General features: G+C 44.9%; 27 protein-coding genes and 1 riboswitch. All 27 genes read left to right on the top strand.

Going from position 1 to position 26,413, the window contains the following annotated elements; genetic code table 11:
• The first annotated feature begins 215 nt into the window (after positions 1 to 215).
• Positions 216 to 1,316, top strand: a complete 1,101-nt coding sequence (gene fni / locus ACWGXJ_RS23000) for a type 2 isopentenyl-diphosphate Delta-isomerase (RefSeq protein ID WP_452567654.1) — start codon at positions 216 to 218, stop codon at positions 1,314 to 1,316.
• Entirely contained in the window at positions 1,313 to 1,804 is a 492-nt protein-coding gene (locus ACWGXJ_RS22995; protein ID WP_452567653.1) for a GNAT family N-acetyltransferase, read from the top strand. Before fni ends, ACWGXJ_RS22995 begins: the two co-directional genes overlap by 4 nt.
• 133 nt (positions 1,805 to 1,937) lie before the next feature.
• A complete protein-coding gene (gene ychF, locus ACWGXJ_RS22990; protein ID WP_039271572.1) occupies positions 1,938 to 3,038 on the top strand; it encodes a redox-regulated ATPase YchF in 1,101 nt (366 codons plus the stop codon).
• Positions 3,039 to 3,309: 271 nt separating this feature from the next.
• On the top strand, positions 3,310 to 4,377 hold the full coding sequence (gene prfA, locus ACWGXJ_RS22985; RefSeq protein WP_013312344.1) for a peptide chain release factor 1: 1,068 nt from the start codon (positions 3,310 to 3,312) through the stop codon (positions 4,375 to 4,377).
• A 3-nt stretch (positions 4,378 to 4,380) separates the two neighbouring features.
• Entirely contained in the window at positions 4,381 to 5,280 is a 900-nt protein-coding gene (gene prmC, locus ACWGXJ_RS22980) for a peptide chain release factor N(5)-glutamine methyltransferase (protein WP_452567652.1), read from the top strand.
• A 75-nt stretch (positions 5,281 to 5,355) separates the two neighbouring features.
• Positions 5,356 to 6,549, top strand: a complete 1,194-nt coding sequence (locus ACWGXJ_RS22975) for an FtsW/RodA/SpoVE family cell cycle protein (RefSeq protein WP_446675408.1) — start codon at positions 5,356 to 5,358, stop codon at positions 6,547 to 6,549.
• Positions 6,550 to 6,805: 256 nt separating this feature from the next.
• Positions 6,806 to 7,498 carry a stage II sporulation protein R gene (spoIIR, locus tag ACWGXJ_RS22970; protein ID WP_039271565.1) on the top strand — a complete coding sequence of 231 codons (693 nt, stop codon included), beginning with the start codon at positions 6,806 to 6,808 and terminating at the stop codon, positions 7,496 to 7,498.
• Positions 7,499 to 7,653: 155 nt separating this feature from the next.
• Positions 7,654 to 8,901 carry an L-threonylcarbamoyladenylate synthase gene (locus tag ACWGXJ_RS22965; protein WP_452567651.1) on the top strand — a complete coding sequence of 416 codons (1,248 nt, stop codon included), beginning with the start codon at positions 7,654 to 7,656 and terminating at the stop codon, positions 8,899 to 8,901.
• A gap of 142 nt (positions 8,902 to 9,043) precedes the next feature.
• Complete coding sequence (locus tag ACWGXJ_RS22960) at positions 9,044 to 9,604, top strand: manganese efflux pump MntP (RefSeq protein WP_023990719.1); 561 nt, start codon at positions 9,044 to 9,046, stop codon at positions 9,602 to 9,604.
• 104 nt (positions 9,605 to 9,708) lie between these two features.
• Complete coding sequence (locus ACWGXJ_RS22955; RefSeq protein ID WP_452567650.1) at positions 9,709 to 10,293, top strand: low molecular weight protein arginine phosphatase; 585 nt, start codon at positions 9,709 to 9,711, stop codon at positions 10,291 to 10,293.
• Between the two features lie 78 nt (positions 10,294 to 10,371).
• A riboswitch (ZMP/ZTP riboswitch) is annotated at positions 10,372 to 10,453 on the top strand.
• A gap of 220 nt (positions 10,454 to 10,673) precedes the next feature.
• Positions 10,674 to 11,261, top strand: a complete 588-nt coding sequence (locus ACWGXJ_RS22950; protein WP_250268973.1) for a TIGR01440 family protein — start codon at positions 10,674 to 10,676, stop codon at positions 11,259 to 11,261.
• Between the two features lie 120 nt (positions 11,262 to 11,381).
• A complete protein-coding gene (locus ACWGXJ_RS22945) occupies positions 11,382 to 12,632 on the top strand; it encodes a serine hydroxymethyltransferase (RefSeq protein WP_013312336.1) in 1,251 nt (416 codons plus the stop codon).
• Positions 12,633 to 12,806: 174 nt separating this feature from the next.
• Positions 12,807 to 13,688: a carbohydrate ABC transporter permease gene (locus tag ACWGXJ_RS22940; RefSeq protein ID WP_061832037.1), complete on the top strand. Its 882-nt coding sequence runs from the start codon at positions 12,807 to 12,809 to the stop codon at positions 13,686 to 13,688.
• Positions 13,688 to 14,524: a carbohydrate ABC transporter permease gene (locus tag ACWGXJ_RS22935; RefSeq protein WP_069290545.1), complete on the top strand. Its 837-nt coding sequence runs from the start codon at positions 13,688 to 13,690 to the stop codon at positions 14,522 to 14,524. Before ACWGXJ_RS22940 ends, ACWGXJ_RS22935 begins: the two co-directional genes overlap by 1 nt.
• 15 nt (positions 14,525 to 14,539) lie before the next feature.
• Positions 14,540 to 15,805 carry an ABC transporter substrate-binding protein gene (locus tag ACWGXJ_RS22930; RefSeq protein ID WP_452567649.1) on the top strand — a complete coding sequence of 422 codons (1,266 nt, stop codon included), beginning with the start codon at positions 14,540 to 14,542 and terminating at the stop codon, positions 15,803 to 15,805.
• Positions 15,806 to 15,986: 181 nt separating this feature from the next.
• Positions 15,987 to 17,732, top strand: coding sequence for an ABC transporter ATP-binding protein (locus ACWGXJ_RS22925; RefSeq protein WP_452567648.1), 1,746 nt, complete (start codon positions 15,987 to 15,989; stop codon positions 17,730 to 17,732).
• A gap of 17 nt (positions 17,733 to 17,749) precedes the next feature.
• Complete coding sequence (locus ACWGXJ_RS22920) at positions 17,750 to 18,466, top strand: S8 family serine peptidase (protein ID WP_254326146.1); 717 nt, start codon at positions 17,750 to 17,752, stop codon at positions 18,464 to 18,466.
• A complete protein-coding gene (locus ACWGXJ_RS22915) occupies positions 18,463 to 20,604 on the top strand; it encodes a radical SAM peptide maturase, CXXX-repeat target family (protein WP_452567647.1) in 2,142 nt (713 codons plus the stop codon). The genes ACWGXJ_RS22920 and ACWGXJ_RS22915 overlap by 4 nt, the downstream gene beginning before the upstream one ends.
• A 26-nt stretch (positions 20,605 to 20,630) precedes the next feature.
• Positions 20,631 to 20,927 carry a CXXX repeat peptide modification system protein gene (locus ACWGXJ_RS22910; protein WP_254326144.1) on the top strand — a complete coding sequence of 99 codons (297 nt, stop codon included), beginning with the start codon at positions 20,631 to 20,633 and terminating at the stop codon, positions 20,925 to 20,927.
• A gap of 442 nt (positions 20,928 to 21,369) precedes the next feature.
• Positions 21,370 to 21,999, top strand: coding sequence for a uracil phosphoribosyltransferase (upp, locus tag ACWGXJ_RS22905; protein WP_013312332.1), 630 nt, complete (start codon positions 21,370 to 21,372; stop codon positions 21,997 to 21,999).
• A 110-nt stretch (positions 22,000 to 22,109) separates the two neighbouring features.
• On the top strand, positions 22,110 to 23,279 hold the full coding sequence (wecB, locus tag ACWGXJ_RS22900; RefSeq protein WP_452567646.1) for a non-hydrolyzing UDP-N-acetylglucosamine 2-epimerase: 1,170 nt from the start codon (positions 22,110 to 22,112) through the stop codon (positions 23,277 to 23,279).
• Between the two features lie 171 nt (positions 23,280 to 23,450).
• Entirely contained in the window at positions 23,451 to 23,705 is a 255-nt protein-coding gene (locus tag ACWGXJ_RS22895) for an AtpZ/AtpI family protein (RefSeq protein ID WP_322172860.1), read from the top strand.
• Complete coding sequence (locus ACWGXJ_RS22890) at positions 23,698 to 24,078, top strand: ATP synthase subunit I (protein WP_103047404.1); 381 nt, start codon at positions 23,698 to 23,700, stop codon at positions 24,076 to 24,078. The genes ACWGXJ_RS22895 and ACWGXJ_RS22890 overlap by 8 nt, the downstream gene beginning before the upstream one ends.
• Before the next feature lie 29 nt (positions 24,079 to 24,107).
• On the top strand, positions 24,108 to 24,932 hold the full coding sequence (gene atpB / locus ACWGXJ_RS22885; protein ID WP_103047405.1) for a F0F1 ATP synthase subunit A: 825 nt from the start codon (positions 24,108 to 24,110) through the stop codon (positions 24,930 to 24,932).
• Positions 24,933 to 25,035: 103 nt separating this feature from the next.
• Positions 25,036 to 25,260 (top strand): F0F1 ATP synthase subunit C, encoded by a 225-nt coding sequence (atpE, locus tag ACWGXJ_RS22880; protein ID WP_025683777.1) that lies wholly within the window; start codon positions 25,036 to 25,038, stop codon positions 25,258 to 25,260.
• Positions 25,261 to 25,373: 113 nt separating this feature from the next.
• Complete coding sequence (gene atpF / locus ACWGXJ_RS22875) at positions 25,374 to 25,862, top strand: F0F1 ATP synthase subunit B (protein WP_023990709.1); 489 nt, start codon at positions 25,374 to 25,376, stop codon at positions 25,860 to 25,862.
• Positions 25,859 to 26,404 carry a F0F1 ATP synthase subunit delta gene (locus ACWGXJ_RS22870; protein ID WP_061832042.1) on the top strand — a complete coding sequence of 182 codons (546 nt, stop codon included), beginning with the start codon at positions 25,859 to 25,861 and terminating at the stop codon, positions 26,402 to 26,404. The genes atpF and ACWGXJ_RS22870 overlap by 4 nt, the downstream gene beginning before the upstream one ends.
• The last annotated feature ends 9 nt before the right edge of the window (positions 26,405 to 26,413 follow it).

The raw sequence follows: 26,413 nt of genomic DNA, 5'->3' as shown, positions 1-26,413 counted from the left end.
AACATGACCTATGGGTAAGAAAAAATGTTCACGATCGTGTATATATTTTTCCATCCATGATACAATGAAAGTATCTTAAAATAGCCACTTTAAGGGCTGCGATATTGGATATAAGAGACGATAAATAGATCGGTTACCGTGTTCGGGAACGGTCTTATTTGTGCTTCTTGAACTTGATGAAATAACAGAGTGACTTTGGATGAGGTGGGACATAGATGAGTAGTACGGAGAATATAAAGGGAGCATCTGACGGTTTTAACAGATCTGGCTCTTTGTTGCCTGCCGCGCGGACAGGCGAACGGAAGATTGAGCACGTCCGCCTTTGTTTGCAAGAAGATGTAGCCGGACATGGCATCACCAGTGGGCTGGAGCGATATGCCTTTAAGCACTGCGCTCTGCCGGAGTTGCATTTTGACGAGGTTCGTCTGGATAGTACTTTTTTAGGACGAGCTGTACGAACACCGCTGCTTATTAGCTCCATGACAGGCGGCAGCGCCGAGACAGGAGCGATTAATAAGCGATTAGCAGAGACAGCAGAGAGACGCGGCTGGGCATTGGGGGTCGGTTCGGTACGGGCTGCGGTGGAAAGGGAAGAACTGGCTTCAACCTTTGCGGTTCGCCGTCTGGCACCCAGTATCCCGATCCTTGCCAATCTGGGTGCGGTGCAGCTGAACTACGGATTTGGCGTGGACGATTGTCGCCGTGCAGTGGAAATTGCCGGAGCAGATATGTTGGTGCTGCATTTGAACGGATTGCAGGAGATTTTTCAACCTGAAGGGAATTTGGATTTTAGCGGTTTGCTTAAGCGCATTGAGGAGTTGTGTCGTCAGCTTTCAGTGCCTGTAGGAGTGAAGGAAGTAGGTTGGGGCATAGATGGCGAGACGGCATCGAGACTGTATGATGCGGGTGCAGCCTTTATAGATGTCGCTGGCGCAGGTGGGACAAGCTGGAGCCAAGTGGAGAAATTTCGCAATCCTGATCCTGTGCGTCGCGCGGCGGCGGAGGCGTTTGCGGATTGGGGCAACTCGACCGCTGATTGCATCGTGGAAGTCAGAGCCGCTCAGCCACATAGTGCTCTGATCGGCAGCGGTGGACTGAGAGACGGTGTCGATGCAGCGAAGGCGCTTGCTTTGGGAGCTGACATGGCAGGCTTCGGGCGTTCTTTGCTCGGTTCTGCGGTTGCCTCTAGTGAAGCGCTGGAGGCACGTTTGGAGCAGGTCGAACTGGAACTCCGCACGGTTATGTTTGGTATTGGGGTAGATGGAATAGAAGGACTCAAAGATACGACTCGACTAAGAAAGAAGGTAAACGGATGAGCGGACTTATTACATTGGTTCCGATGAATGCGGAGCAATATGATCGATTTGAACAACGCTCGCTTGCCGACTATGCGGATGAGAAAATCCAAGCAGGTACATGGACGGTAGAAGAAGCACCAGAACGTGCGGCAGAAAGTTTTGCTCGATACCTGCCACAGAGACTAGACACACCTCATGCTCACCTGTATATGTTGATGTTTTCCGATGCCGGGGAGCAGAGTCAGGAGGAAGCTGGCTACATCTGGTTCAATATTACGGACGGCGTGCAAGGAAAAGAAGCTTTTCTACTGGATATTCTTGTATACGATTCATACCAGGGGAGGGGTCTAGGCACGCTTGCGATGAAGGCTTTGGAACAGGAGGCTCGCAGGCTGGGAGCTGTACGCATCGGTTTGCATGTATTTGGGCATAATGAGCGAGCTTTGCATGTATATCGCAAGTCGGGCTATCGGATTACAGATATCCAGATGAGCAAAGAAATCTAAATAGGGATATAGCAATATCCTGAATTTCATAACCGTATGCTTGCCGCGTGTATAGGTTCTCATATATAATGTGGGTTGGTAAACTAACGGATGGCATAACGCATATTTTATATAAACGGGAGTTGTTCTGATTATGGCTTTAAAAGCGGGGATTGTGGGCTTGCCGAACGTGGGCAAATCAACACTTTTTAACGCAATAACGCAGGCGGGTGCGGAATCCGCAAACTATCCATTTTGTACGATTGACCCCAATGTAGGCGTCGTTGAAGTACCAGACGAGCGGCTGGATAAGCTGACCGAACTGGTTGTGCCGAATAAAACGGTGCCAACGGCATTTGAATTTGTTGATATTGCAGGACTTGTGCGCGGTGCGAGCAAGGGCGAGGGTCTGGGTAACAAGTTTTTGGCTCATATTCGTGAAGTGGATGCGATTGTACATGTGGTACGTTGCTTTGAAGATGAGAACATTACCCATGTGGACGGCAAGATTGACCCGATCAGCGACATTCAGACCATTAATTTGGAACTGATTCTGGCGGATATCGAAAGTGTAGACAAGCGTATTGAACGTTCCCGCAAAAACATGAAGGGTGGCAACAAGCAGTACACCCAAGAGGTAGAAGTGCTGGAGCGGATCAAGGAATCGCTGTATGCTGATAAACCTGCGCGTAGCTTAGAATTGTCGGATGAAGAACGGTTGATTGTACGCGATCTTCATTTGCTTACGATGAAGCCTGTACTCTACGCAGCTAATGTTAGCGAAGATGGCGTAACGGAAGCGGATAGCAATCCATATGTGCAAAAGGTACGCGATTTTGCCGTGGCGGAAAATGCAGAAGTGGTGCCGATCAGCGCCAAGGTAGAATCTGAAATTGCTGAGCTTGAAGGCGAAGACAAGGCGATGTTCCTCGAGGAGCTGGGATTGGCTGAATCCGGATTGAACCGTCTGATTAAAGCAGCATATCGCTTGTTGGGTCTGTATACGTATTTCACAGCAGGTGTGCAGGAAGTACGCGCTTGGACGATTCACAAAGGAACGAAGGCACCGGGTGCTGCGGGCGTAATTCATACGGATTTTGAACGCGGATTTATTCGTGCCGAGGTTGTATCCTACAACGATTTGGTCGCTGCTGGTTCGATGAACGGGGCTAAGGAACGTGGTCAGCTTCGTCTGGAAGGTAAGGAATATGTAGTGCAGGACGGAGACGTTATGCATTTCCGTTTTAATGTTTAATATATAATTTCCAGAATACAATACCTGATTCGGATATATAAAAGACGATGACTTCATGTATGTGTGTTCTGAAAGGTGCTAGATTACGTGGTCGCTGCCTATATTAGGGCGGCGACTTTTTTATTGTATTGCTGTTGTGTGGATTTTTGCAAAATCCTAAATTAGTCAGTATTTCTTGTAGCTAATTCATGAATTAGTTGGTATAATAAAGAGCTGTAGCCAGTGGAATTGAAGCTGGTTTCATATTAATTTAACTGAAGAGGTGAATCGCTTGTTGGACCGATTGCAATCATTGGCGGACCGCTACGATAAACTGAGCGAACTGCTCTGCGATCCGGATGTAGCGAACGATAGCAAAAAACTTAGAGATTATTCCAAAGAACAGTCTGATTTACAGCCTGCTTATGAAGCATATACCGAATATAAAAATGTCGTTGAAGAGCTGGAAGCTGCAAAAACCATGCAGGGTGAAAAGCTGGACGACGAGATGCGTGAAATGGTCAAAATGGAGATTGAAGAACTGAGTGTTCGCAAGCGGGAGTTGGATGAAAAAATCCGTATTTTGCTGCTGCCAAAGGACCCGAATGATGATAAGAACGTTATTATTGAGATTCGTGGTGCAGCAGGTGGTGACGAAGCGGCACTGTTCGCAGCTGACTTGTATCGGATGTATACTCGTTATGCCGATACTCAAGGCTGGCGTGTAGAGCTGATGGACGCGAACATGAATGATCTCGGGGGCTTTAAAGAGGTTATTTTCATGATTAACGGTCGTGGTGCATACAGCAAGATGAAATTCGAAAGCGGCGCACACCGCGTACAGCGGATTCCGACGACGGAATCAGGTGGGCGTATTCATACGTCGACATCTACAGTATCCGTTATGCCTGAGGCCGAAGAAGTGGATATTGAAATTTCAGATAAGGATATTCGCGTGGATACGTTCTGTTCCAGCGGTGCGGGCGGGCAGTCCGTTAATACGACCAAGTCGGCGGTGCGTGTAACGCATATGCCAACAGGTATTATGGCAACCTGTCAGGACGGAAAATCCCAGAACTCCAATAAGGAGAAGGCGCTGCAAGTTTTGCGTGCCCGTATTTCGGATATGTTGCGTCAGGAAGAGGAAGCCAAATATGCAGGCGAGCGTAAGAGTAAAGTAGGTACTGGAGACCGCAGTGAGCGTATACGTACCTACAATTTCCCGCAAAGCCGTGTAACGGATCATCGTATTGGCCTAACTATGCATAAGTTGGACCAGGTGATGAACGGGGAGATCGAAGAAATCGTATCGGCGCTCACGATTGCAGAGCAGGCTGATTTGATGGAACAAGAGGTTTAAGTTTTGGGGAACGAGCGCGATTGTGTGTATCGGATGTCGCCGGAACGGAACATGAGTGTCAGAGAAGCCTTAGTTGAGGCTTCTTCTTTTTTAGGAAGCTGTGGCGTTCTGGAGCCGCAGCATAATGCCCGTTTGCTGCTGGAGCATGTGCTCGGGTTGGAAGGTACGGCGTTTTACGCCGCTCTGGGTGATCCGTTCCCTTCCACCGCCAAGGAGGCGTGGGAACGGATCATAGCCCGCAAAGCTGCGGGTGAACCGGCGCAGTATATTATCGGACGGCAGGAATTTTATGGCCGCTCGTTCATGGTTTCGCCGTCGGTGCTGATCCCACGCCCCGAGACAGAACTGCTCGTCGAGGCGATACTCCAGCACGGCGATCGTCTGTGGCCAAGCGGCGCTCCGCAGGCGCTCGACATCGGCGCGGGCAGCGGTGCGATTGCCGTGACGCTGGCGGCTGAGCGACCGAGCTGGCGCGTGGCGGCAGGGGATATTTCGGCTGCCGCGTTAAAAGTAGCGGTTCATAACGCCGCTGCGAACGGCGCAGCCGTAGAATTCCGCGAGGGCGATCTGCTGGCGCCGTTCGCGGGAACGGCGGTGGACATTCTCGTGTCTAACCCGCCGTACATCCCGGCTGCTGACATCGCTGGCTTACAGCCGGAGGTCCGCGACCATGAGCCGCGGATGGCGTTGGATGGTGGTCCTGACGGGCTCGGCCCGTATCGGGCAATGCTGGAGCAGCTCGGACTCCTTCAGGCTCCGCCCCGGCTAATCGGGTTTGAATTGGGGATGGGACAGGCCAGAGACGTGGCTGACCTGCTGGAACAGGCGGGTCATTGGAAGAACATTATAATCGTTCCTGACCTTGCTGGGATCGAACGACATGTCCTAGGTGTCTCGGAGTAGTGCTGCATTTTCTTTTTGCGAGTCTTTCCTTTAGAATAAGAGGGGTATGACCGAGAAACGGCTCAGGGGGAAATCATGCTTCAGAAATTGAAAAAAATTGACGGTCCGGTTATCTTTATTCTGATTTTGCTCATGGCGATTAGTATTGTAACAGTATACAGCGCAGGTAGAGCTCCTACGAACCTGCCTGATCACGGCAACGATTACCAGAGGATGATTGGGTATTATATATTGGGTTTTGTGGCGATCTTGGGTTTAGCGATGGTCGATTTTCGGATATTCATTAAAAAAGCCCTGTACGTATATGGGGGCGGAATATTCCTGTTGGGTCTCGGATTTTTTGGCGGGACGGTTAACAACTCTCAGGGCTTTTTGAAAATTGGTGGCTTGAATCTTCAGCCTGCTGAAGTATTCAAGCTGGTCCTTATCATTTTTCTGACTTATATGCTGATCAAAAAGCGCAAGAGCAAGCTGTATTTTATTCAGGATGTTCTTCCAGTCGCTCTGGTGAGCTTTGTCCCGTTTGCCATGGTTATGGCACAAAATGACTTGGGTAATGCGCTCGGTTACATTGTCATCGTCATTGGTATGCTATGGATTGGTAATGTGAAGGCATCTCATGCGTTGATCGGATTCATCGTATTTGCAGTCGCCGTTGGCGGCGGGATCAAGGCTTATATTTCGTTTCACGATGAGATTGATTCCTTTATGAAGGGAATTGGCCGTAGTCACTGGGTTGAGCGTTTGGACCCTTGGTTGGTACCGGAAGAGGCAACCGCGAAGGCGTCTTATCATACCAAAAATGCCAAGCTGGCGATAGCCTCTGGCGGGATGATTGGCAAGGGCTTTTTGCAAGGAACCTCGGTACAGTCCGGGCGTGTTCCTTATACGTACGCGGATTCTATTTTTGTGGTCGTAGCGGAGGAATTTGGCTTTGTAGGCTCTTCAGTGCTGCTATTGTTATATTTTATTTTGATTCACCGCATGATCCTGATTTCGCTGGAATGCCGGGATCGCGCCGGACCGTATATTATTGTCGGGATTGTGTCCATGTTGCTGTACCAGATTTTTGAGAACATTGGTGCGTTTCTGGGCATTATGCCGCTTACGGGGATTACGCTCCCGTTCATAAGTTATGGTGGTACCTCGTTGCTTATTAACATGGCTAGTATCGGCTTGGTTATGAGTATTAAGGTGCACGGCCAAGAGCTGGAGGACGATCTGCCGCAGCCTTCCAGAGTAAGCTTGACGAAGGCGAAAAAAGCCTAGTGCAGGTGGATTTGGCTTGAAACTGATTGGTATTTGTGTGAGTTGAAACGGTGCAACCAGAGAGTCCAGATTGTGAAATCTGGGCTTTTTTATATGCCTCGGTGAGGGTCAGAAGCTTGGTGTAGCATGATTTGAGGGTGTATTGAAGAAAATCTGTAAAGTGTTCCTGAATCTTTTACAAGATTCATAGGTTTAGACTCTCCCAAACCGGACAGACTGATAGACATGATAGAGTTTGGGTTTGGGGGAGACGAAGATGAGAAATTGGATCAAGCAAGCTGCAATGATACTATTTTGTATTTCGATATTAATGATGTCTTGGGAAGGTCAAAAGACGGATGCTGCTATGACCACTGGAACAAGAGGAACCTTAGCATCAGGAGTAGCTACAACAGGGCTGAATGTGATTCCACATGACTCCATTCGACTGCGTATTTTGGCCAACTCGGATCGTCCGGAGGATCAGCTGGTTAAACGCGAAATACGGGACGCTATTGTACAGCAGATGAATGCCTGGGTGGGTGAGCTGGAAAACCCGCAAAGCTTAGATCAAGCTAGATCATTGATTGGTGCTCATTTACCTGAAATTGACCGTTTGGTAGGTACGGAACTGGCTCGTCGCGGCATTGCATATGATCATCAGGTGGAACTGGCGAGCGTACCTTTCCCGACGAAAATGTACGGTGGTCTGGTCTACCCAGCAGGGAATTATGAAGCGCTTCGGGTTACGCTGGGGCAAGGAAAAGGGCAAAATTGGTGGTGCGTGCTGTTTCCTCCGCTGTGCTTTATTGATGCAGGCAGCGGGGAAGCAGCGGCACAAACGGTATCAGCAAAAACGGATCACGGAGAAAGTCGGACGAATGCCGCTGACAAGGAGCCGGAAGTACGTTTTTTTCTGTGGGATGCACTTGCGGGACTGTGTAGCTGGGTGAGTGGCTTGTTTGCCTAAACGTTGAATAGTGTAAGTTTCCCCATATGCTATAATGGAGCTTACGATAGATATACACATGGCAGAGCCAAATAAACTGATCTTTCAAAGTAGCCTTAGAGGATCAAGCGAAATCACTGGCCTGTATATGACAATAAGATATGGGATGATCTGATATGAGTGATAAATCGAATCAAATGCAAGACTTGCGCGGAGATTTTGTGCAAAAGGAAAAATCGGAGCAAAAGCTGGACGAACAGGAAAATTGCGAGCTGAAGCAGGCATTGAGGTCTTCCCATACCCAATGGTGGGATGTAAGATGTTTGGTTCCTGTGAGCAACATTGACGGGGATGTTTCTGACGAAGTTTGGGCTGAACAGACTCGGATTGCGGCGGAAAAGGGCATACGGGAGGCCGGCGTACTCCTCCAAGCTGGAGAGACGGTAGCCTTTCCTACGGAGACCGTGTACGGCCTGGGAGCCGATGCTCGTAGTACAAAAGCGGTGGAGGCGGTATTCGCTGCCAAAGGACGTCCCTCCGATAACCCGCTCATTGTACATATTTCTGATGCTGATCAATTAGAGGGTATGGTAGCAGAAATAAACGATACAGCCCGAGCGCTGATGAATATGTTCTGGCCGGGACCGCTGACTCTCGTATTGCCGGTAGTGCCGCAGGCACTGTCATCGCGTGTGACAGCCGGGCTGGATACAGTCGGTGTACGCATGCCGGATCATCCGATAGCGCTTCGTTTGATCGCTGAAGCGGGTTGTCCACTGGCTGCGCCAAGCGCCAACCGGTCGGGAAGGCCCAGTCCCACCCTTGCACAGCATGTGCGAGAGGATCTGGAGGGCCGCATCGGCGGCATTTTGGACGGAGGTCCCACGGGGGTGGGGCTGGAGTCCACGGTGGTGCAGGCGGGTGACGACGGAACCGTCACCATCCTGCGCCCCGGCGGCGTGACGGCTGAGCAGCTCGCTGCGGTTGCTCGCGCCGTCGTGCTGGACCCGGCGTTGACTGTTACGCCCGGGGAAGACGCGGACAGCCCAGCGCCGCGCTCGCCGGGCATGAAGTACACGCACTACGCGCCGCGAGGCCGCTTGAGCGTGGTACAAGGCCCGTCGTCCGTTGAGGTGACGGGCTGGATTCGCGCCGCGCTGGCGGAGGCTTCCGCGCGCGGGGAGCGCACGGCAGTGCTCGCGTTCGACGAGCATGCCGCCGGCTACGCCGGAGAGCGCGTCTATACGCTAGGCAAGCTGGACGCGCTCCATGAGGCGGCGCAGCGCCTGTACGGCGTGCTGCGCCGCTGCGACGAGGACGGCGTCACCTACATTTTGGCGGAATCCTGTCCGCCGAAGGGATTAGGAGACGCCGTCATGAACCGCCTGCTTAAAGCGGCAGGTCACCGAATCGTCCGCTTGTAGCTTCTGTCGAATCAGAGCCTCTTATATTAAATTTTCCTCCCTCCTCGTCTCGGTATTGGGTACTTCCAGTACATGCTTGTACTGATTTGCCCCTTGTCCGCATAACGTGTACAAGAACAGACGGATAATGGAGGGATGGAGTATGCTGGCAGCCTCTGCCCATGCCGGGCAGGTTGTAACGATTCTAATCATGGCGGTAGCGCTAGGAATGGATGCGTTATCGCTGGGCGTAGGGATCGGCATGAAGGGGATACGCCTGCGAGACGTGCTGCGCATCAGTACTGTCATTGGCTTTTTTCACATTCTGATGCCATTACTGGGAATGTTCACAGGCCATTATATGAGTTCTTTATTAGGTCATGTGACGGCCTACTTCGCAGGGGGTCTACTCATCCTTTTGGGCGGGCATATGGTGTATAATTCCTTTAAAGGGGACGGCGTACAGGTATTGGATCATCGTTCGCCTTTAGGCCTTTTGCTGTTTGCACTTGGGGTGAGCGTTGACTCATTTTCTGTAGGAGTGTCACTAGGTATGTTCCAGAGTGATCTGGTGCTGTCCGTTCTGGCGTTTGGTTTTTGCGGGGGAGCAATGGCGATGCTGGGCCTGCTGCTGGGTCGCAAGGTCAGCCGTAATCTAGGAGATTATGGGGAAGCAGTGGGGGGTGCCATTTTGTTGGCATTCGGCTTTATGTTTATGTTTTGATTTTAGCGTAGACAGTGTAAAATAAGTGCAGGGTTATAGTAAAGGATTAGGATTATAGTAATCCTCTGTTTATATATTTTTTTAACATACGGGGGGTGAAAACGTTGAAGAATATCTTATTCGTATGCACAGGGAATACCTGTCGCAGTCCAATGGCTGAAGGGATGCTGCGTAAGTTGGCTGCTGAGCAGGGGCTAGAACTGGAAGTGCGTTCTGCGGGAGTAGCCGCGATGGAAGGCACGCCGATATCCCGACATGCAGAGGCGGTTCTACGTGATCACGATATATCCGATCAGATCACTTCAACCCCTTTGAGCGACGGGCTTGCCGGGTGGGCGCATCTGATCTTAACCTTGACGCAAGGACATAAACAGCACGTCATTCAGCGCTTTCCCCAAACGGCGGGCAAAGTATTTACGCTTAAGGAATATGTGGAGAACCGGGATGAGGTGTTGAATGATGTACAGGAGTTGGATGGGTTATATGCTTCACAGCAGTTGATGGCTTCACTCGGACAAGAGCTATCGGCGCAGGAGCGTGAACGAATGATTGAATTACACCAACGGATTCCGGGCTTTGATATTTCAGATCCGTTTGGCGGTTCGCGAGAAGACTACGATGTCACAGCTGCGGAAATCCGTACGGCGCTGCATAAGCTGCTGGACAAGCTAAAGGCTTCTTCCGAATAAAATTGGTATTACTCATCTGTTTTGTACGGAATCTGTTGATTTTCGGCGGCTAATCCGTTAAGATAAGGTGGAAAAATGAGAATCCGATGTAACTGGCGACAAAAGTGGGATTAACCACGATGGAGCATCGGATATACGGCCGGTCGCCTGGGCAAAAGAGCAATTCCACATAGGTGTGGACTGCTCTTTTTTTCATATACAAGTTGAGCCAGATTGTTAGCTGAGAGTTGATTCCTTTAAAGGTTCTTCCATTTTTTCTGCTCGAAATCTGAAACATCGGCTATAATATAGTCAGATTGTGATCAGGAGAGAGTGTGTTGAACTTGGGGCATGAGACCGTGCCTAGTCTCTGAGAGGCTGTTCAACCAAAGGAGGTTCCAATAGTGGGACAATTGGATCATGAGATTTCGCTAGAAGCACAGACCACTTCTGTTGTGCGGGAAATCGCAGAAGCAGCCAGTCTCAAGGCTGGCCGCCTGCTGGTTATTGGCGTTAGCACAAGTGAAGTGGCTGGAAGTCGGATTGGTACGGCGGGAGCGCTCGATGTGGCTCAGCAACTGTTGTCTGGAGTAGAGTCCGTTCGCAGGGAGTATGGCTTTGATGTGGCGTTTCAATGCTGTGAGCATTTGAACCGAGCGCTGGTCGTTGAACGGGCTGTGCTGGAGCGACTGGGACTGACGGAGGTTGCAGCTGTTCCTGTTCGTACAGCAGGAGGCTCTATGGCCACCGTCGCCTATCGTTCTATGAGTGACGCGTGTTTGGCGGCGAACGTGCAGGCCCATGCCGGGATAGACATCGGCGAAACGCTGATTGGCATGCATCTGCGATCCATTGCTGTTCCATTTCGCCCAAGTCTTCGCTGGATTGGCGAAGCACGTGTGACAGCGGCATTCACCCGTCCTCCACTTATTGGTGGACAACGGGCAGTGTATAGTCTGGAGCAAGAAGTCGGCGGAAACTGCGATTAGCATTTGGCATGGCGGCATGTTTGTACTAATCTTTTTTGCATTGATGATGAGGTACCCAACAGAGGAGCAGGCGTTTGCTTGTATACCCAACAATTGACTATGGAGAGGGAGTAATCAATCATGATGGAACACCTGCGTAAAAGTGACCCGGCAGTGATGGAAGCAATGGGACTTGAACTGAAACGACAACGCCACAATATCGAGCTAATCGCATCCGAGAACATTGTCAGTGAAGCAGTAATGGAAGCCATGGGCTCCGTGCTGACGAATAAATATGCTGAAGGTTATCCGAACAAACGCTACTATGGTGGCTGTGAACATGTAGATATCGTTGAAGACATCGCACGTGACCGCGCAAAAGAATTGTTCGGCGCCGAGCATGCTAACGTGCAGCCTCACTCTGGAGCACAAGCCAACATGGCGGTGTATCTGGCAGCTCTCAAACCTGGAGATACTGTACTGGGTATGAATTTGGCGCATGGTGGCCATTTAACACACGGAAGTCCGGTTAACGCTTCCGGCTTGTTGTATAACTTTGCTGCTTACGGTGTACGCGAAGACAACTTCCGCATCGACTACGATGAAGTGCGCAAGGCAGCCTTTAAGCACCGCCCTCGTCTGATTGTAGCTGGCGCGAGTGCATATCCGCGTACTATTGATTTTGAAGCTTTTGCTTCCATTGCCAATGATGTAGGCGCTCTGTTTATGGTGGATATGGCACATATCGCGGGTCTCGTGGCAGCGGGAATTCACCCAAGTCCAGTTCCGCATGCCCAATTTGTAACAACAACGACACACAAAACACTGCGTGGTCCGCGTGGGGGTCTGATTCTGACTCGCAAAGCATGGGCGCAAGCGATTGATAAAGCTATTTTCCCTGGTACTCAAGGGGGGCCACTGATGCATGTGATCGCGTCCAAAGCGGTTGCTTTGGGTGAAGCGCTCCAGCCATCGTTCAAAACCTATGCGCAAAACGTAGTTCGCAACGCACAGGTGCTGGCTGAAACACTGCTGGCTGAGGGGATTAACATTGTATCCGGTGGTACGGATAACCATCTGATGCTGTTGGATACGCGCAATTTGAATATCACAGGTAAAGAAGCAGAGCATGTATTGGATTCGGTGGGCATCACAGTCAATAAAAATGCGATTCCTTTTGACCCGACCAGTCCATTCGTAACAAGCGGAATTCGTATTGGTACACCTGCTGCAACATCTCGTGGTATGGATGAAGAGGCTATGGTCAAAATCGGTAAAATCATTGCTGAAACCCTTAAAAACCCGAAAGATGATACTGTATTGTCCAAAGCAAGCCAAGCGGTTGGCGAGTTGACAGATAAGTTCCCGATTTATCCAGGAACTCAATACTAATTCATCGACATTCATAATTTTTATGTATAGGCTGTTTTCCTTCCGTAAGCCGGAGGAGAACAGTCTTTTTTTTGCTTCCGAACGACTCGAAACATACATTTTTGGGTAATAAGCGATTACAGTAAGGGTTTATGCGCGCTATCCTTCATGATCTACGACAAAGGAGTGATTGCATTGAGTCAAAGAAAATCCGCGCAATTTTTGCAGCAGCTCGTATTTGTAGGACCGATGGCGTTGTTTTTTGTCTTGATTATGGTCATTCCGTTCCTGCTGGGGCTGTATTATTCTATGACCAACTGGGATGGAGTATCTGAAAATATCCGATGGCTCGGACTGGGGAATTACATTCATATTTTTAGGGATGATCCAGATTTTCGTAATGCATTCTGGTTTACGGTCCGGTTTACCGTATGTGGTGTCGTTCTGACGAACCTGATTGGCTTTTTCCTAGCCTATGCACTTACCAAACCGTTGCGTACCCGTAATGCACTGCGAACTGTATTTTTTATGCCCAATATGATTGGCGGCTTGCTGCTCGGCTTTATCTGGCAATTTATATTTGTACGCGGCTTTTCTGCAGTAGGTGAGGCAACAGGGCTTTCTTTTTTTAAACTGCCGTGGCTGGGTGATGGGCCAACTGCTTTTTGGGGAACTGTCATTGTGTTTGTGTGGCAATATGCAGGTTATCTCATGGTTATTTACATATCCTCGTTAAATAATGTCCCGCATGCCCTTATTGAATCGGCACAAATCGACGGTGCGAGTCGAAGACAGATTCTGCGTCATATTGTAGTGCCACTTATTATGCCAGCGGTGACCGTCTGCTTGTTCCTGGCGATATCCTGGTCCTTTAAAGTATTTGAGTTGAATTTGGCTCTCACAAAGGGGGGACCTTTCAAGTCGACGGAGTCTGTAGCGTTGGACATATATAATGAAGCGTTTACAAATAATCGACTTGGATTGGGGACTGCCAAAGCTATGATTTTCTTTGTGGTCGTTGCAATCATTACCAGCATTCAGGTGCGTCTCACGAAGAAAAAGGAGGTCGAAATGTAATGGGAAAAACGTCAAACTATCGTTTGGGCACGTGGGTTGCTGAAATAATGCTAATTGTGATCGGGTTAATCTTTCTGGTTCCGTTTTATTTTTTGCTCGTAAACTCCGTTAAATCCTTTGGCGACATTTTGGCCCATTCCGCTTCGTGGCCGACAACCTTCCGTTTTGAAAACTATGCTAACGCCTGGAATAAAATAAACTTTCCCACAGCACTGGGGAATTCACTGATTGTCACGATCGTCAGTAATGCGCTTTTGCTACTAATCAGCTCGATGGCCGCTTACCAGATGGTTCGGCATGACACTCGTTTTAACCGGTTCCTGTTCGGTTTGCTTGTGGCTGCGATGGTAGTTCCCTTTCAATCGATTATGTTGCCGCTTATGGAAGTGTCCAACGTATTGAGCTTGAACAACAGTATACCGGGACTGATCTTATGTTATCTGGGTTTTGGAGCGCCTTTATCCGTTTTTCTTTTTCATGGCTTTATTAAAACGGTACCTATTGAGATCGAGCAGGCGGCAAGGGTGGACGGTTCATCCCGGTACGGGGTGTTCTTTCGCATTGTTTGTCCGCTGCTGCTGCCTATGTTCGTAACCGTGCTTATCTTGAATACCTTATGGATCTGGAATGACTATCTGTTGCCTTCGCTCATTTTGAATGATCCTGAGCTGCGTACCATTCCGATTGCAACCTATATGTTGTTTGGTCAGTACACCAAGCAATGGGACTTGGCGCTGCCAGCACTGGTGTTGGGGATCACGCCAATTGTTGTGTTTTTTCTGGTGATGCAAAAATACATCGTTTCTGGCATTGCAGCCGGCGCGGTCAAAGGCTGAAGGGAGAGATAATCGATGAAAAAAACAGCGTTACTTGTCATCTCCTTGATGGTGCTGCTCGCATGTACACTTGCAGGTTGTGGAAATACGAAGGCTCAACAGAGTGAGACAAAAACGATACACATTTATCAATTCAAAGTAGAGATATCGGAACCGTTAAACAAGCTGAAGGCAGAATATGAAAAAACGCACCCTGGCATCAAGCTGGATATCCAATCTGTCGGTGGTGGTACGGACTACGGTGCTTCGTTGAAGGCTAAATTCGCATCAGGCGATCAGCCGGACATTTTTACAAATGAGGGCTACCAAGACCGCGATACGTGGTTGGAGTACTTGGAGGATTTGTCGGATCAGCCATGGGTGAAGGATCTGGACGATTTCGCTCGTAAGCCGATGACAGTTAACGGTAAGATTTATGGACAGCCTATGAATCTAGAAGGATTTGGATTTGTTTATAACAAGGATTTGTTTAAAAAAGCGGGCATAACCAAACTGCCTCAGACAATAGATGAACTGGAGGAAGCAGCCAAGCGACTGAAAGCGGCAGGGATTATACCTTTTGCTAACGGGTATGCGGAATGGTGGGTTCTGGGGAACCATTTTATCAATATCCCGTTTGCCAGACAGCCGAACCCGGAAAGTTATGTTGAGGATTTAAACAAAGGAACGGCTCGCATCCCCGGTAACCCCGTGTTCGATCAGTGGGTGAAGTTGCTTGATCTGACTATAAAATATGGGAACCACAATCCGCTCACGACGGATTATAATACACAAGTGACACTGTTTTCGACAGGTAAGGCTGCTATGATGCACCAGGGGAACTGGACGCAACCGCAAATGGATGGAATTAATCCTAACTTGAATTTGGGTATTCTGCCTGCGCCTATAGACAATGATTCCTCTACAGGAGGTAGACTCGCGGTGGGAGTGGCCTCGAACTGGGTGGTCAACAAAAATTCGCCTGTGAAGCAGGAGGCAAAAGAATTCCTCAATTGGTTGGTCACATCAGAAACAGGCAAACATTATATCACCAAGGAATTTAAGTTTGTTCCTGCCTTCAAAAGTATCACGTCCAGTGACGAGACGACAGGTGATCTAGGTGCAGAAATATCTCGACATGTGAGGGAAGGCAAGATATGGAGTTGGAACTTTCAACGCTTTCCGAAAGGGCTAAATCAGGATTTAAGCAGTAGTATGCAAGCCTATATTGCAGGGGTTATCACGAAGGACGAAATGCTTCGGCAATTTCAGGGAGCGTGGGATAATTTGAAGTATAGATAAACGTAGATGAGAAAGCTTTCCGATTCATTTATCGGATAAGCTTTTTAATTTGCATATTATTGTATATAAATTGCTTTTATTCAAAAAAATATTTATTTGAGAGAATGATCACATTAATATGGAATGAATTGTATTATTATTTGTTTATAGAGTTTAAAGTCACAAGGCGAGAGGCTAGATTATGGATTATATTAAACATCCAATAACCTTGAAATTACTAGGACGAATGTGGGTACTAATTCGTCCTTATAAATTGAAATTTTTAGTAAATATAGGTGTGATAGTAGTTTCAGTTATATTAAGTCTTGCTCAACCTTTATTATGGGCAAAAATTCTTACTTCCTTATATAATCAAAACTTAAATGAACTATATAAATTTACATTCTATTTTATAATATTCTTTTTAATTCAGACTCTAGTTAATCTCGGAAGAGCACACCTTTTTTCGTTTTTAAATGAATCTATTATTTTAAACTTAAAACAAACGTTATATAAGAAAATAATGAACTTATCAATTTATGATTTTGATAAAATAGGTGTGTCTGAATTTATTTCTAAATTACACAATGATACCGAGGTCGTTGCCGACGTCATTGTGGGTAAGTCGGTACACTTTATCGTGAATTTACTAACGTCTTTAGCTATAGGTATAACTCTTTTTTTCATTGAATGGAAATTAGCTCTCTTGATTGTTGCACTAATTCCAGTTTTATATTTGATTATAAAATTATTTTCTAAGCATATTAAAGCTAGAAGTACTGAAGCCTCCAGTATTAATGATTATATATATTTCATAGTTCAGCAGTCATTTATTGGTATTAAGGAAATTAGAAATCTTAATATACGAGATCAGAATTTAATTAACTTCGGCACAGCCACGGAAGAACTTAAATCAAAAAAAATTAGAATTGTACATTTACAGGCTATTTCTCAGAACCTTGCCCAGATTGTTAGCTTTATTATCCAAATCCTTATTATTTTGATAGGTGCATATCTTGTTGTTGAAACTAAAACATTATCTATAGAAATTTTTATTGCTTTAAACACATATTCATTTCAATTAATTAATTCACTAATGCAAGTTACAGAATTTAACACTGATTTTCAAAGATTAGTTGTATCACTTGAAAGAATATTTGCAGTTATGGATAGAAAAGAATACAAATTTGAATTTGAAAATAATGGAAATTCGGAAAATCTAAAGGGCAGTATAAATTTTAAAAACGTGTTTTTTTCCTATGAGACAGATCGTGTAATACTTGATAATGTAAGCTTTGAAATTGCACCTTTCTCCAAAACAGCAATTGTAGGAAGAAGTGGTGCTGGAAAATCGACAATTTTCAATATATTGCTTAGATTTTATTCGCCTATAAGTGGTCAGATATATATTGATGATTATGACTTGCAAGAAATAGATGAAATTAGTCTTAGGAAGTATATTACGCTTGTTCAACAGGCACCCTATTTTTTTGGTGGATCAATAAAAGAAAATTTGCTTGTTGCTAATCCTGATACTACTATTGAGGACCTTTATGAAGCTTGTAAAAAGGCCTACATACATGATGTTATTATTAATTTGCCAAATGGGTATGAGACTATAATTGGTGAAAACGGTACTAATTTATCGGGGGGGGAAAAACAAAGGCTTGCAATTGCAAGGGCTATATTAAGGAATACTAGAATTATTTTGTTGGATGAACCAACTTCTTCTGTTGACAATGAGTCACAGTATTTTATTAATAGCACACTTAACTTACTCTCTCATAATCATACAATAGTTATTATAGCGCATCATTTATCTAATGTTATTGATTGTGACAAAATTATCATTCTTGATCAAGGAAAGGTTATTGAGAGTGGTATCCATACTAGTTTAACTAATAACAAAAATTATATAGATCTATTTAATTCTGAAATGTCAATCTAATGATAAGGAGGAAGAGTGTGAGACAAACGAATACTTTTGCTTTTAGACCTGTCAAAATTGTGGTGTTGGATAGCGGAATAGACATAGACAAAGGGGGGCTCGTAGAACATGTAAAAGAATCTATACGTTTTAGCTTAGATAGAAATGGTACTGTATTGGAGAAAAATGAATTTTCATATAATAATGATCATGGTACAGCAGTTGCAATGGCAATAAAGCATATCACACCAAATATTGAGTTTATAAGTATGAACATATTAAATGAAGAATTAAGATCTGACGGAAGATTATTACTTTATGCTTTTAAGAGAGCAATAGAATATAATCCTGACATTGTTCATATGAGTCTTGGAACCAAAAGCTTGAGATATGCAAAACCGCTGAAAAGATTGTCTTGTGAAGCTCAAGACCATAAAATCTTTGTAGTAGCTGCTGCTAATAACGATAAAGTGAGATCTCTACCTGCTCGATTAGCGAATGTTATTGGGGTCAAGAGCACGTCTAATTTAGATCCTGAAAATTATTGTTATACTAATAAGTATTTTTATGCTTGCGATAATGTTAATAATGTGAAAAAAATTGATGAAATTCCTAATTATAAGCATCTAATTGGTTCAAGTATAGCAGCAGCTTTCATAAGTGGTCATATAGCCAGATTAATTAGCAAAATAGACTTTAGGTATGATGAAATAAATTCATTATTAAAAAGGGGAACTTTGGGAGGAAGAATATGAGTACACTGAACTATATGTTGGGTAAAACCGTAGAAGAGTGGAGATCAGAAGAAGGAAAACAAATTACTTTTTGCGTTACAGAGGACTGCAACTTAGCTTGTAAGTATTGTTATATAGTGGGTAAAAATCATAAAAATAAAATGACATTTGATGTTGCCAAAAAAGCAGTTGATTATATATTGAGTCATCCGGAAGATTTTCCGGAAAAAGCTGTGATTTGGGACTTTATTGGAGGCGAGCCATTCCTGGAAATTGATTTAATTGATAAAATTTGTGATTATATAAAAATTCAGATGTATCAATTGGATCATCTCTGGTTTAACAATTATCGTTTTAATTTCTCGTCGAACGGTCTTTTATACCATACACCTAAGGTTCAGAGATTTATTAAGAAGAATCATAGTAAGTTGAATATTGGAATTAGTGTAGACGGAAATAAGACCAAACATGATCTGCAAAGAGTTTTTCCTGATGGCAGTGGTTCATACGATCTTGTGAAGAATAATATTTCGTTATGGCAGAAACAGTTTCCAAACAGTCATACTAAGGCTACCTTTTCACACGATGATTTACCACACCTTAAAGATAGTATAATTAGTTTATGGGATTTAGGGATAAATGATGTATCAGCAAATGTAATATTTGAAGATGTGTGGGAGGAAGGAGACGACCAGATTTTTGAGAACCAACTCAAAGAATTAGCAGATTATATTCTAGAACACGATCTATGGAAGGATCATAACGTAAGATTTTTTGAAGAAAATTTAGGTAAACCACTTGATGAGGAAAAGCTTAATCAGAATTTTTGTGGAGTTGGAAAAATGCTTGCTATAGATTATAAAGGTGACTTTTTCCCATGTGTTAGATTCGTTGATTATTCTTTGAGCAATAGACCCGGATACTCGATCGGTAATATACACACTGGCATTGATAAAAACCGTTTAAGACCCTTTATGTTACTTAATCTTCAAAATCAAAGTAAGGAAGAATGTATCAATTGTGAAGTTGCAACTGGATGCGCATGGTGTGTGGGACATAATTATGATACGGCATCTACTGATACTATATTTCAAAGGGCAACTTTTATATGTAAGATGCATAAAGCAAATTGTAATGCAAATGATTACTTCTGGTACGAATTTGAGAAAAGAACGGGAATTAAACCAACTGTAACAGTACCGGATGGGAAAGAGAAGTACTTAATGTTTTTGGAGTCGGATCACATAACAACGCATTGTTCATACAAAAGTAAAATTAGATTAGAAAGTAAATATATGGCTGAGGAGACTTATAAGCTTGGGCTGGAGTTTTGTGAAAAACATAAATTGACGCCTATACTATTAGGAGATTTTCCTTACGCTGATGCTTCAATACTACGAATGAGTAAAACAAATTATCACAATGATAACAAGTTTATACAAATTTTTGACAACGACATATATCAAATTCAAAGAAAAATAGATAAAAATAATAATAATCAATTATGCATTCTCAAAATCAATAAAGGAAATATACCTAATATCGAAAGGTTTATTAAAGTTTTAAAGCTTGACTTTAATAGAATTAACCTTATTTTAGATGATATCGAACTTTGGAAGAAAGAAAATTTGGAGAATTATGAAAGAGAGTTAAGTAAACTCTCAACGTTGATAATTGAAAGTTATAAAGAGGGAAGACCCTTGGAAATTAATGTACTGACTGATATTTTAGAACTGGATAAAATGTGTAACTGTGGTGCTGGAGAGAATACATTCACACTTGCCCCCAATGGAAGAATTTATATGTGCCCTGCTTTTTACTTTGAAAACCCTGAAAAATATATGTGCAATCTTGATCTAGATACAAAACTGCAAACAAATGAATTAGTGGGCTTGGAACAATCACCCTTATGCAAGGGATGTGATGCATTCCACTGCAGCAGATGTAAATATTTAAATCATAAGCTCACTACTCAGATCAATGTACCTTCTGAAATTCAATGTATCATTAGTCATATTGAAAGGGAATGTTCAGTTCAGATTAAAAATTGTCTAGAGAAAGAAGGGATAATATTTAGAAATGCTTTAAAAAGCATAGATTATTTAGATCCTATTCATAATTTTTATAAAACAAAGTCAAAGCAATTGATTAATCAATAAATTTATTTAACTAAGGGGTGCAAATTATGAAAAACGAAATAGTAGGAGTCGTTCTGGAATCCGAAAAAGAAGAAATCTTACAAATGTATGAACGAAAAACTGCATTGCAAGAACTAATAAATACTTTTACCGATACTGCAATGATTCATAATGATTTATATGAGAGGATTGTGAAAGATCTCGGTCAGACTATGGTTGCTATGGAGAACTGGTGGACTTGTACTTCTAAAAAGTATCAATGGAAAAGGCACCCAAACTCTAACTGGACCATAGATTTTAATACTAATGAAATAAACTTGGTAATGAGTGAAGTTAATGCATAATGGTTTGATATTTACACCTGAAAGGAGGTGAAAAATATGAGAAACTTATTTTCCAAAAGAAATGTTGGAAATAGAGAAGATGTCCAAGGCTATTGTGGAACATGTAGCTTTTCCTGTACAGGTGGTTGTGCAACCACATGTACTTTTTCATGTAGTTCAAATTGCACGTATACATGCAGTGGGAAAGCGGTATGGTAATATTATAATTAATCAACAAATGCTTTGGCAAGAGACTGTCACTTGACAGTCTCTTGTTCATTGAGCTTTAAGATTAAGTAGTACCTATATAATGATATACTAATTTTAGTTTATGATTTTTGTACATATAGCCTTTAGTGTAAAAGCACGGTTAGAATGATATAATGATTAGGATTTATGAAGGATACTTGCTAAGTAATTAAAAATAACACAGTATCTGAAGAAGCAACGGAGGGAATATATTATGGCAAAACTGGTGGTTTGCGATCACCCTTTGATCCAACACAAGCTTACATTTATCCGCGATGTGCGGACCAACACCAAGGATTTCCGCGAGCTGGTGGATGAAGTAGCAACATTGATGGCTTATGAAATTACACGGGATATCCCGCTGGAAAGCATTACGGTGCAGACACCGGTTGCTGAGACAGAAGGTAAAGTGATTTCAGGACGTATGCTGGGTCTTATTCCGATTCTGCGTGCAGGCTTGGGTATGCTGGATGGCGTAGTAAAGCTGCTGCCTGCAGCAAAGGTAGGCCATGTGGGACTGTTCCGCGATCCTGAGACGCTGCAACCCGTAGAATACTATACGAAGCTGCCTACAGATGTAACTGAGCGCGAATTGATCGTGATTGATCCGATGCTTGCAACGGGTGGCTCGGCAATTGCGGCGATTGATGTATTGAAAAAGAGAGGCTGTACTCAAATTAAAATGATGAATCTGATTGCTGCTCCTGAAGGAGTCAAAGCTGTGCAGGATGCGCATCCTGATGTAGACATCTATGTCGCTGCATTGGACGAGCGTCTGGATGATCATGGATACATCATTCCGGGTCTTGGCGACGCGGGAGACCGCTTGTACGGAACCAAGTAGACTGCCCTTGGCGGTTCGGCAAAATCTATGGACGTTATGACAGGTCGTTTTTCTGAATAATGGAAGACCTGTGAAGCGGACATTTATTATGAAAAGGGGTTCAACAGAAAATGTCTAAAATCAAAGTGATGACAATTTTTGGTGTGCGTCCGGAAGCGATTAAGATGGCTCCTCTTATTTTGGAGCTTCAGCGTCACCCGGAGCATATCGAGTCCGTGGTATGCGTTACGGCTCAACATCGCCAGATGCTTGATCAGGTTCTGGAAGTTTTCAATATTCACCCTGACTATGATCTGGACGTAATGAAGGATCGCCAGACACTGAATGAAATCTCGATGCGGGTACTTCAAGGTCTGGAGCCTGTATTGCGTGAGGCCAAGCCCGATATCGTGTTAGTTCACGGTGATACGCTGACGACTTTCCTGGCCAGCTATGCAGCCTTTATGCAGCAGATTGAAGTAGGGCATGTGGAAGCGGGTTTGCGGACGTGGAACAAGCTTTCTCCATATCCTGAAGAAATGAACCGTCAGCTCACAGGCGTGCTGTCTGATCTGCATTTCTCGCCTACTTCTTTATCATCTGGAAATTTGCGGAAGGAAAACAAGCCTGAATCGCGAATATATGTTACAGGCAATACAGTAACTGACGTATTTCAGTATACGGTTCGCCAGGATTACGAGCACCCCGTACTGGACTGGGCTCAGGGCAAACGTCTGATTCTCATGACAGCACATCGCCGGGAATCCCAAGGGGAACCGCATCGTCAGATTTTTAATGCAGTTAAGCGAATTGCGGATGAGTTTGAGGATATCGCTATTGTTTATCCGGTTCATCCGAGTCCGGCTGTGAAGGAACCTGCATTTGAGATTTTAGGCAACCATCCGCGTATTAAGCTGATTGATCCGCTGGATGTCGTGGATCTGCACAATTTTTATCCACATACACATCTGATCCTTACGGATTCCGGTGGGCTTCAGGAAGAAGCACCTTCGTTCGGAGTACCTGTTCTGGTGCTGCGTGATACGACTGAAAGACCGGAAGGAATTGAAGCGGGCACCTTGGAACTGGTGGGTACGAGTGAAGAGAACGTGTACAATCGGACTAAGGCACTTTTGACAGATTCCGCGTTGTACGAATCTATGAGTCAGGCAGCGAATCCTTACGGCGATGGACAAGCGTCAGTAAGGATTGTCAATGCGATTTTGCACCATTATGGTGTTCAAACTGAACGTCCTGAGGAATTTCACACAATGTTCACAAAAGGTGTTCGTCCGATATAATTATTCTTTACAAGGCAAGCATACAGTTAAACTGTACGGTTACCAAGGGATACAGCAATTTAAGATGCTTTGTCGTTTGATTTTATACTTTAGGGCACTAAAATATCTCAATTGACAAAGCATCTTATATTTAAGTAAAATGGACTGGAATTGCAGGGGTGACATGGAAAAGTGGTCAAACCTTCCAAGCAAAACAACAACCGAAATAACACCGGAAATGCCTTTAAGGCTATAGGACTGGTGAGCGCGATCGGCATTGATTTGGCGATATGCACACTGGGTGGTTTCTATGTCGGAAAATGGATTGATGCCAAACTTGGTGGCTCCGGAATTTGGATTGGCGTAAGCGTTCTCGCAGGCTTGGTTGTAGGCGCATTATGTATTGCCCTTGTGATCGGAAAGGTACTGAGGGATAACCATGAATGAGATGACCCGTATGCAAAAAATGTTATGGATCGTAGCGCTTGGTATTATGGCTCTGTGTTTCCTGGTCTCCGCCTTCATGCCCCAACATCGTGACATTGCTCACGGAATCATTCTGGGAACGGGAGTAAGCTGTCTTAATGTGCTGTATATGGCCTACAAAATTCGACAGGTTGCGAGTGCAGCCGCCGGTGAAGGCAAGAAGAAAAAGGTGGGCATTGGCTTTGGCGTTCGAGTAGGGACCTCTATTTTGGCAGTAGTGCTGGCGCTAGAATTTCCGGCCTATTTCCATGAGATCGCTGTAATGGCAAGCCTGGTGACTGGACAATTTCTTCTTTTAATTATAGGCATCATATTCGCGCTACAGGAAAAATGATGGCTCAACTGAGAAAGGGGTGAGAAAACATGTTGCATGAATCACCGATTATCGAATTGGGCGGGTTTAACATTGACTTGTCCGTCATTATTATGCTTATTGTGACTTGTGCGATTGTATTTGGACTGGCATTTGCTGCAACCCGCAATTTGTCTGTGGACAATCCAAGCAAGCTGCAAAATTTTATGGAATGGGTCGTAGAATTCGTTCAAGGACTGATTACCAGCACGATGGATTTGAAAAAAGGGAAGCCGTTCCTCTCCTTGGGGATGACGCTGATCATGTTCATTTTCGTAGGGAATATGCTGGGCTTACCGTTCGGGATTGTGACCGAATTCGATAATGCGCAAAGTGCCCAAGTATTTGGACATGAAATCATTCCAGTCAAAGAAGCATTAGAACAAGCACAGGCGTCTCACCCGGGCGAAGTTGCCCATGTAGGCATCAGCTGGTGGAAATCACCTACCGCAGATGCAGGGGTATCCATTGGATTGGCTTTGATGATCTTTGTCCTGGTTCATTTCCTAGGGATCTTCCGTAATACCAAAGCTTACTTCAAGCATTACGTTCAGCCATTTCCATTCTTTTTGCCAATTAACTTGATTGAGCAGTTCTCAAAACTGTTGACACATGGTATGCGTCTATTCGGTAATATTTTTGCTGGCGAAGTTTTGATCAGTGTCCTGCTGAAATTGACAGCACTTGGTGTAGGAGGCTGGATTGCTTCCGTATTGGGACTCGTTGTCTGGCAAGGGTTTAGTATTTTTGTCGGCAGTATTCAGGCGTTCGTCTTCACCATTTTGACGTTCGTATATATTTCACAGGCAATTGACACGCATGAAGAAGAGCATTAGGTAAATTTAGTTTCGGGTTTTTAGTTAAGTTCAGGAGTACGCTTCGCTCTTAACTGCAAATACATGTATAACACAAATACACATCTCTAAGGAGGATTTTTAAATGGGAGCTTGGGCATTAATAGCAGCAGCTATCGCAGTAGGTTTGGGTGCGCTCGGCGCAGGTATTGGTAACGGTCTGATCGTAAGTAAAACAGTTGAAGGTATCGCTCGTCAGCCTGAGGCTAAATCAACTTTGCAAACGGTAATGTTTATCGGTGTAGGTCTGGTTGAAGCCTTGCCTATTATCGGGGTCGTTCTGGCGTTTATTTTCTACGCTAAGGCATAATAATTTGAAACTTGCAAGGTTTGGCGGGGAAGGCCACAGCCATCCGCGCCTTCTTTGTTGCTTGGCTTAAGAGATAACTAGGACCGACGTTCACCGGAAAGGAGTGACTTCAATTGAGTTTAAATTGGACAAGTATCGTTTTCACAATCATTGCATTTTTGATCTTGTACTGGTTACTGACGCGTTATGCATTCGGCCCTCTCTTTTCCGTTATGGAGAAGCGCCGTCAGCTTGTATTACAGCAAATGAATGAAGCGGCACAGACGCGTGAACAGGCTGCTGCTTATGTTGAGGAGCAAAAGCAGGCTCTCCAGCAGGCACGTAAGGAAGCGTACGACATTATTGAGCAGTCAAAACAAACAGGTAACAAGCAAGCGGAGCAAATTATTGTTCAGGCTAAAGACGAAGCTGTCCGCCTGAAAGACGAAGCTGTTCGTGAAATCACAAGCGAGCGTAATAAGGCGGTTGCCGAACTGCGCAGCGAAGTGGGTAAAGCTTCGGTACAAATTGCTTCCAAACTGATTCAAAAGGAAATCAAGGAAGACCAAGTCCAAGGAGAGCTTGTCGACCAATACCTTAAAGAGGTAGGAGGCAAAGCATGAGCCGGGATACGGTAGTTGCCAAACGGTATGCGAAAGCTTTGTTTGAAGTGGCAGAGCAAGAACAGACCATTATGGAAACCGAGCAGGAGCTACGTGCTTTTGTAGAGGCTGTATCGGGGGATGCTGAAATCCGTAAATTCATTAATTCTCCTAACATTACGGAAACGGTCAAGCTTCAAGTTCTGGCTAACAGTTTTGAAGGCAAGCTGTCTGCTTCGCTAATTAACACGATCAAACTGTTGATTCAGCGTAGTAGAGCAGATTTGTTCGAATCTCTCCTTGCCGGATACCTCGATATTCAGGAATATAAGCTGGGGCTTGCTCATGCAAAGGTGTATTCGACTTATGCTTTAAGTGATCAGGAAAAAACAGCGGTAGCCGAGCAATTCGGAGCCCGTGAACATAAAACAATCCGCGTGGAAAATATAGTGGACCCGAGTCTGCTGGGCGGATTGAAAGTGGTTATCGGCGATACACTGTACGACGGCAGTCTGGCCGGCAAGCTGGATCGTCTCGAGAAATCCTTTAACAGACGAGTATAGAAGATAGGG

The organism is Paenibacillus sp. S33 (assembly GCF_053615415.1).
This window is presented reverse-complemented; position numbering and strand designations above follow the sequence as displayed.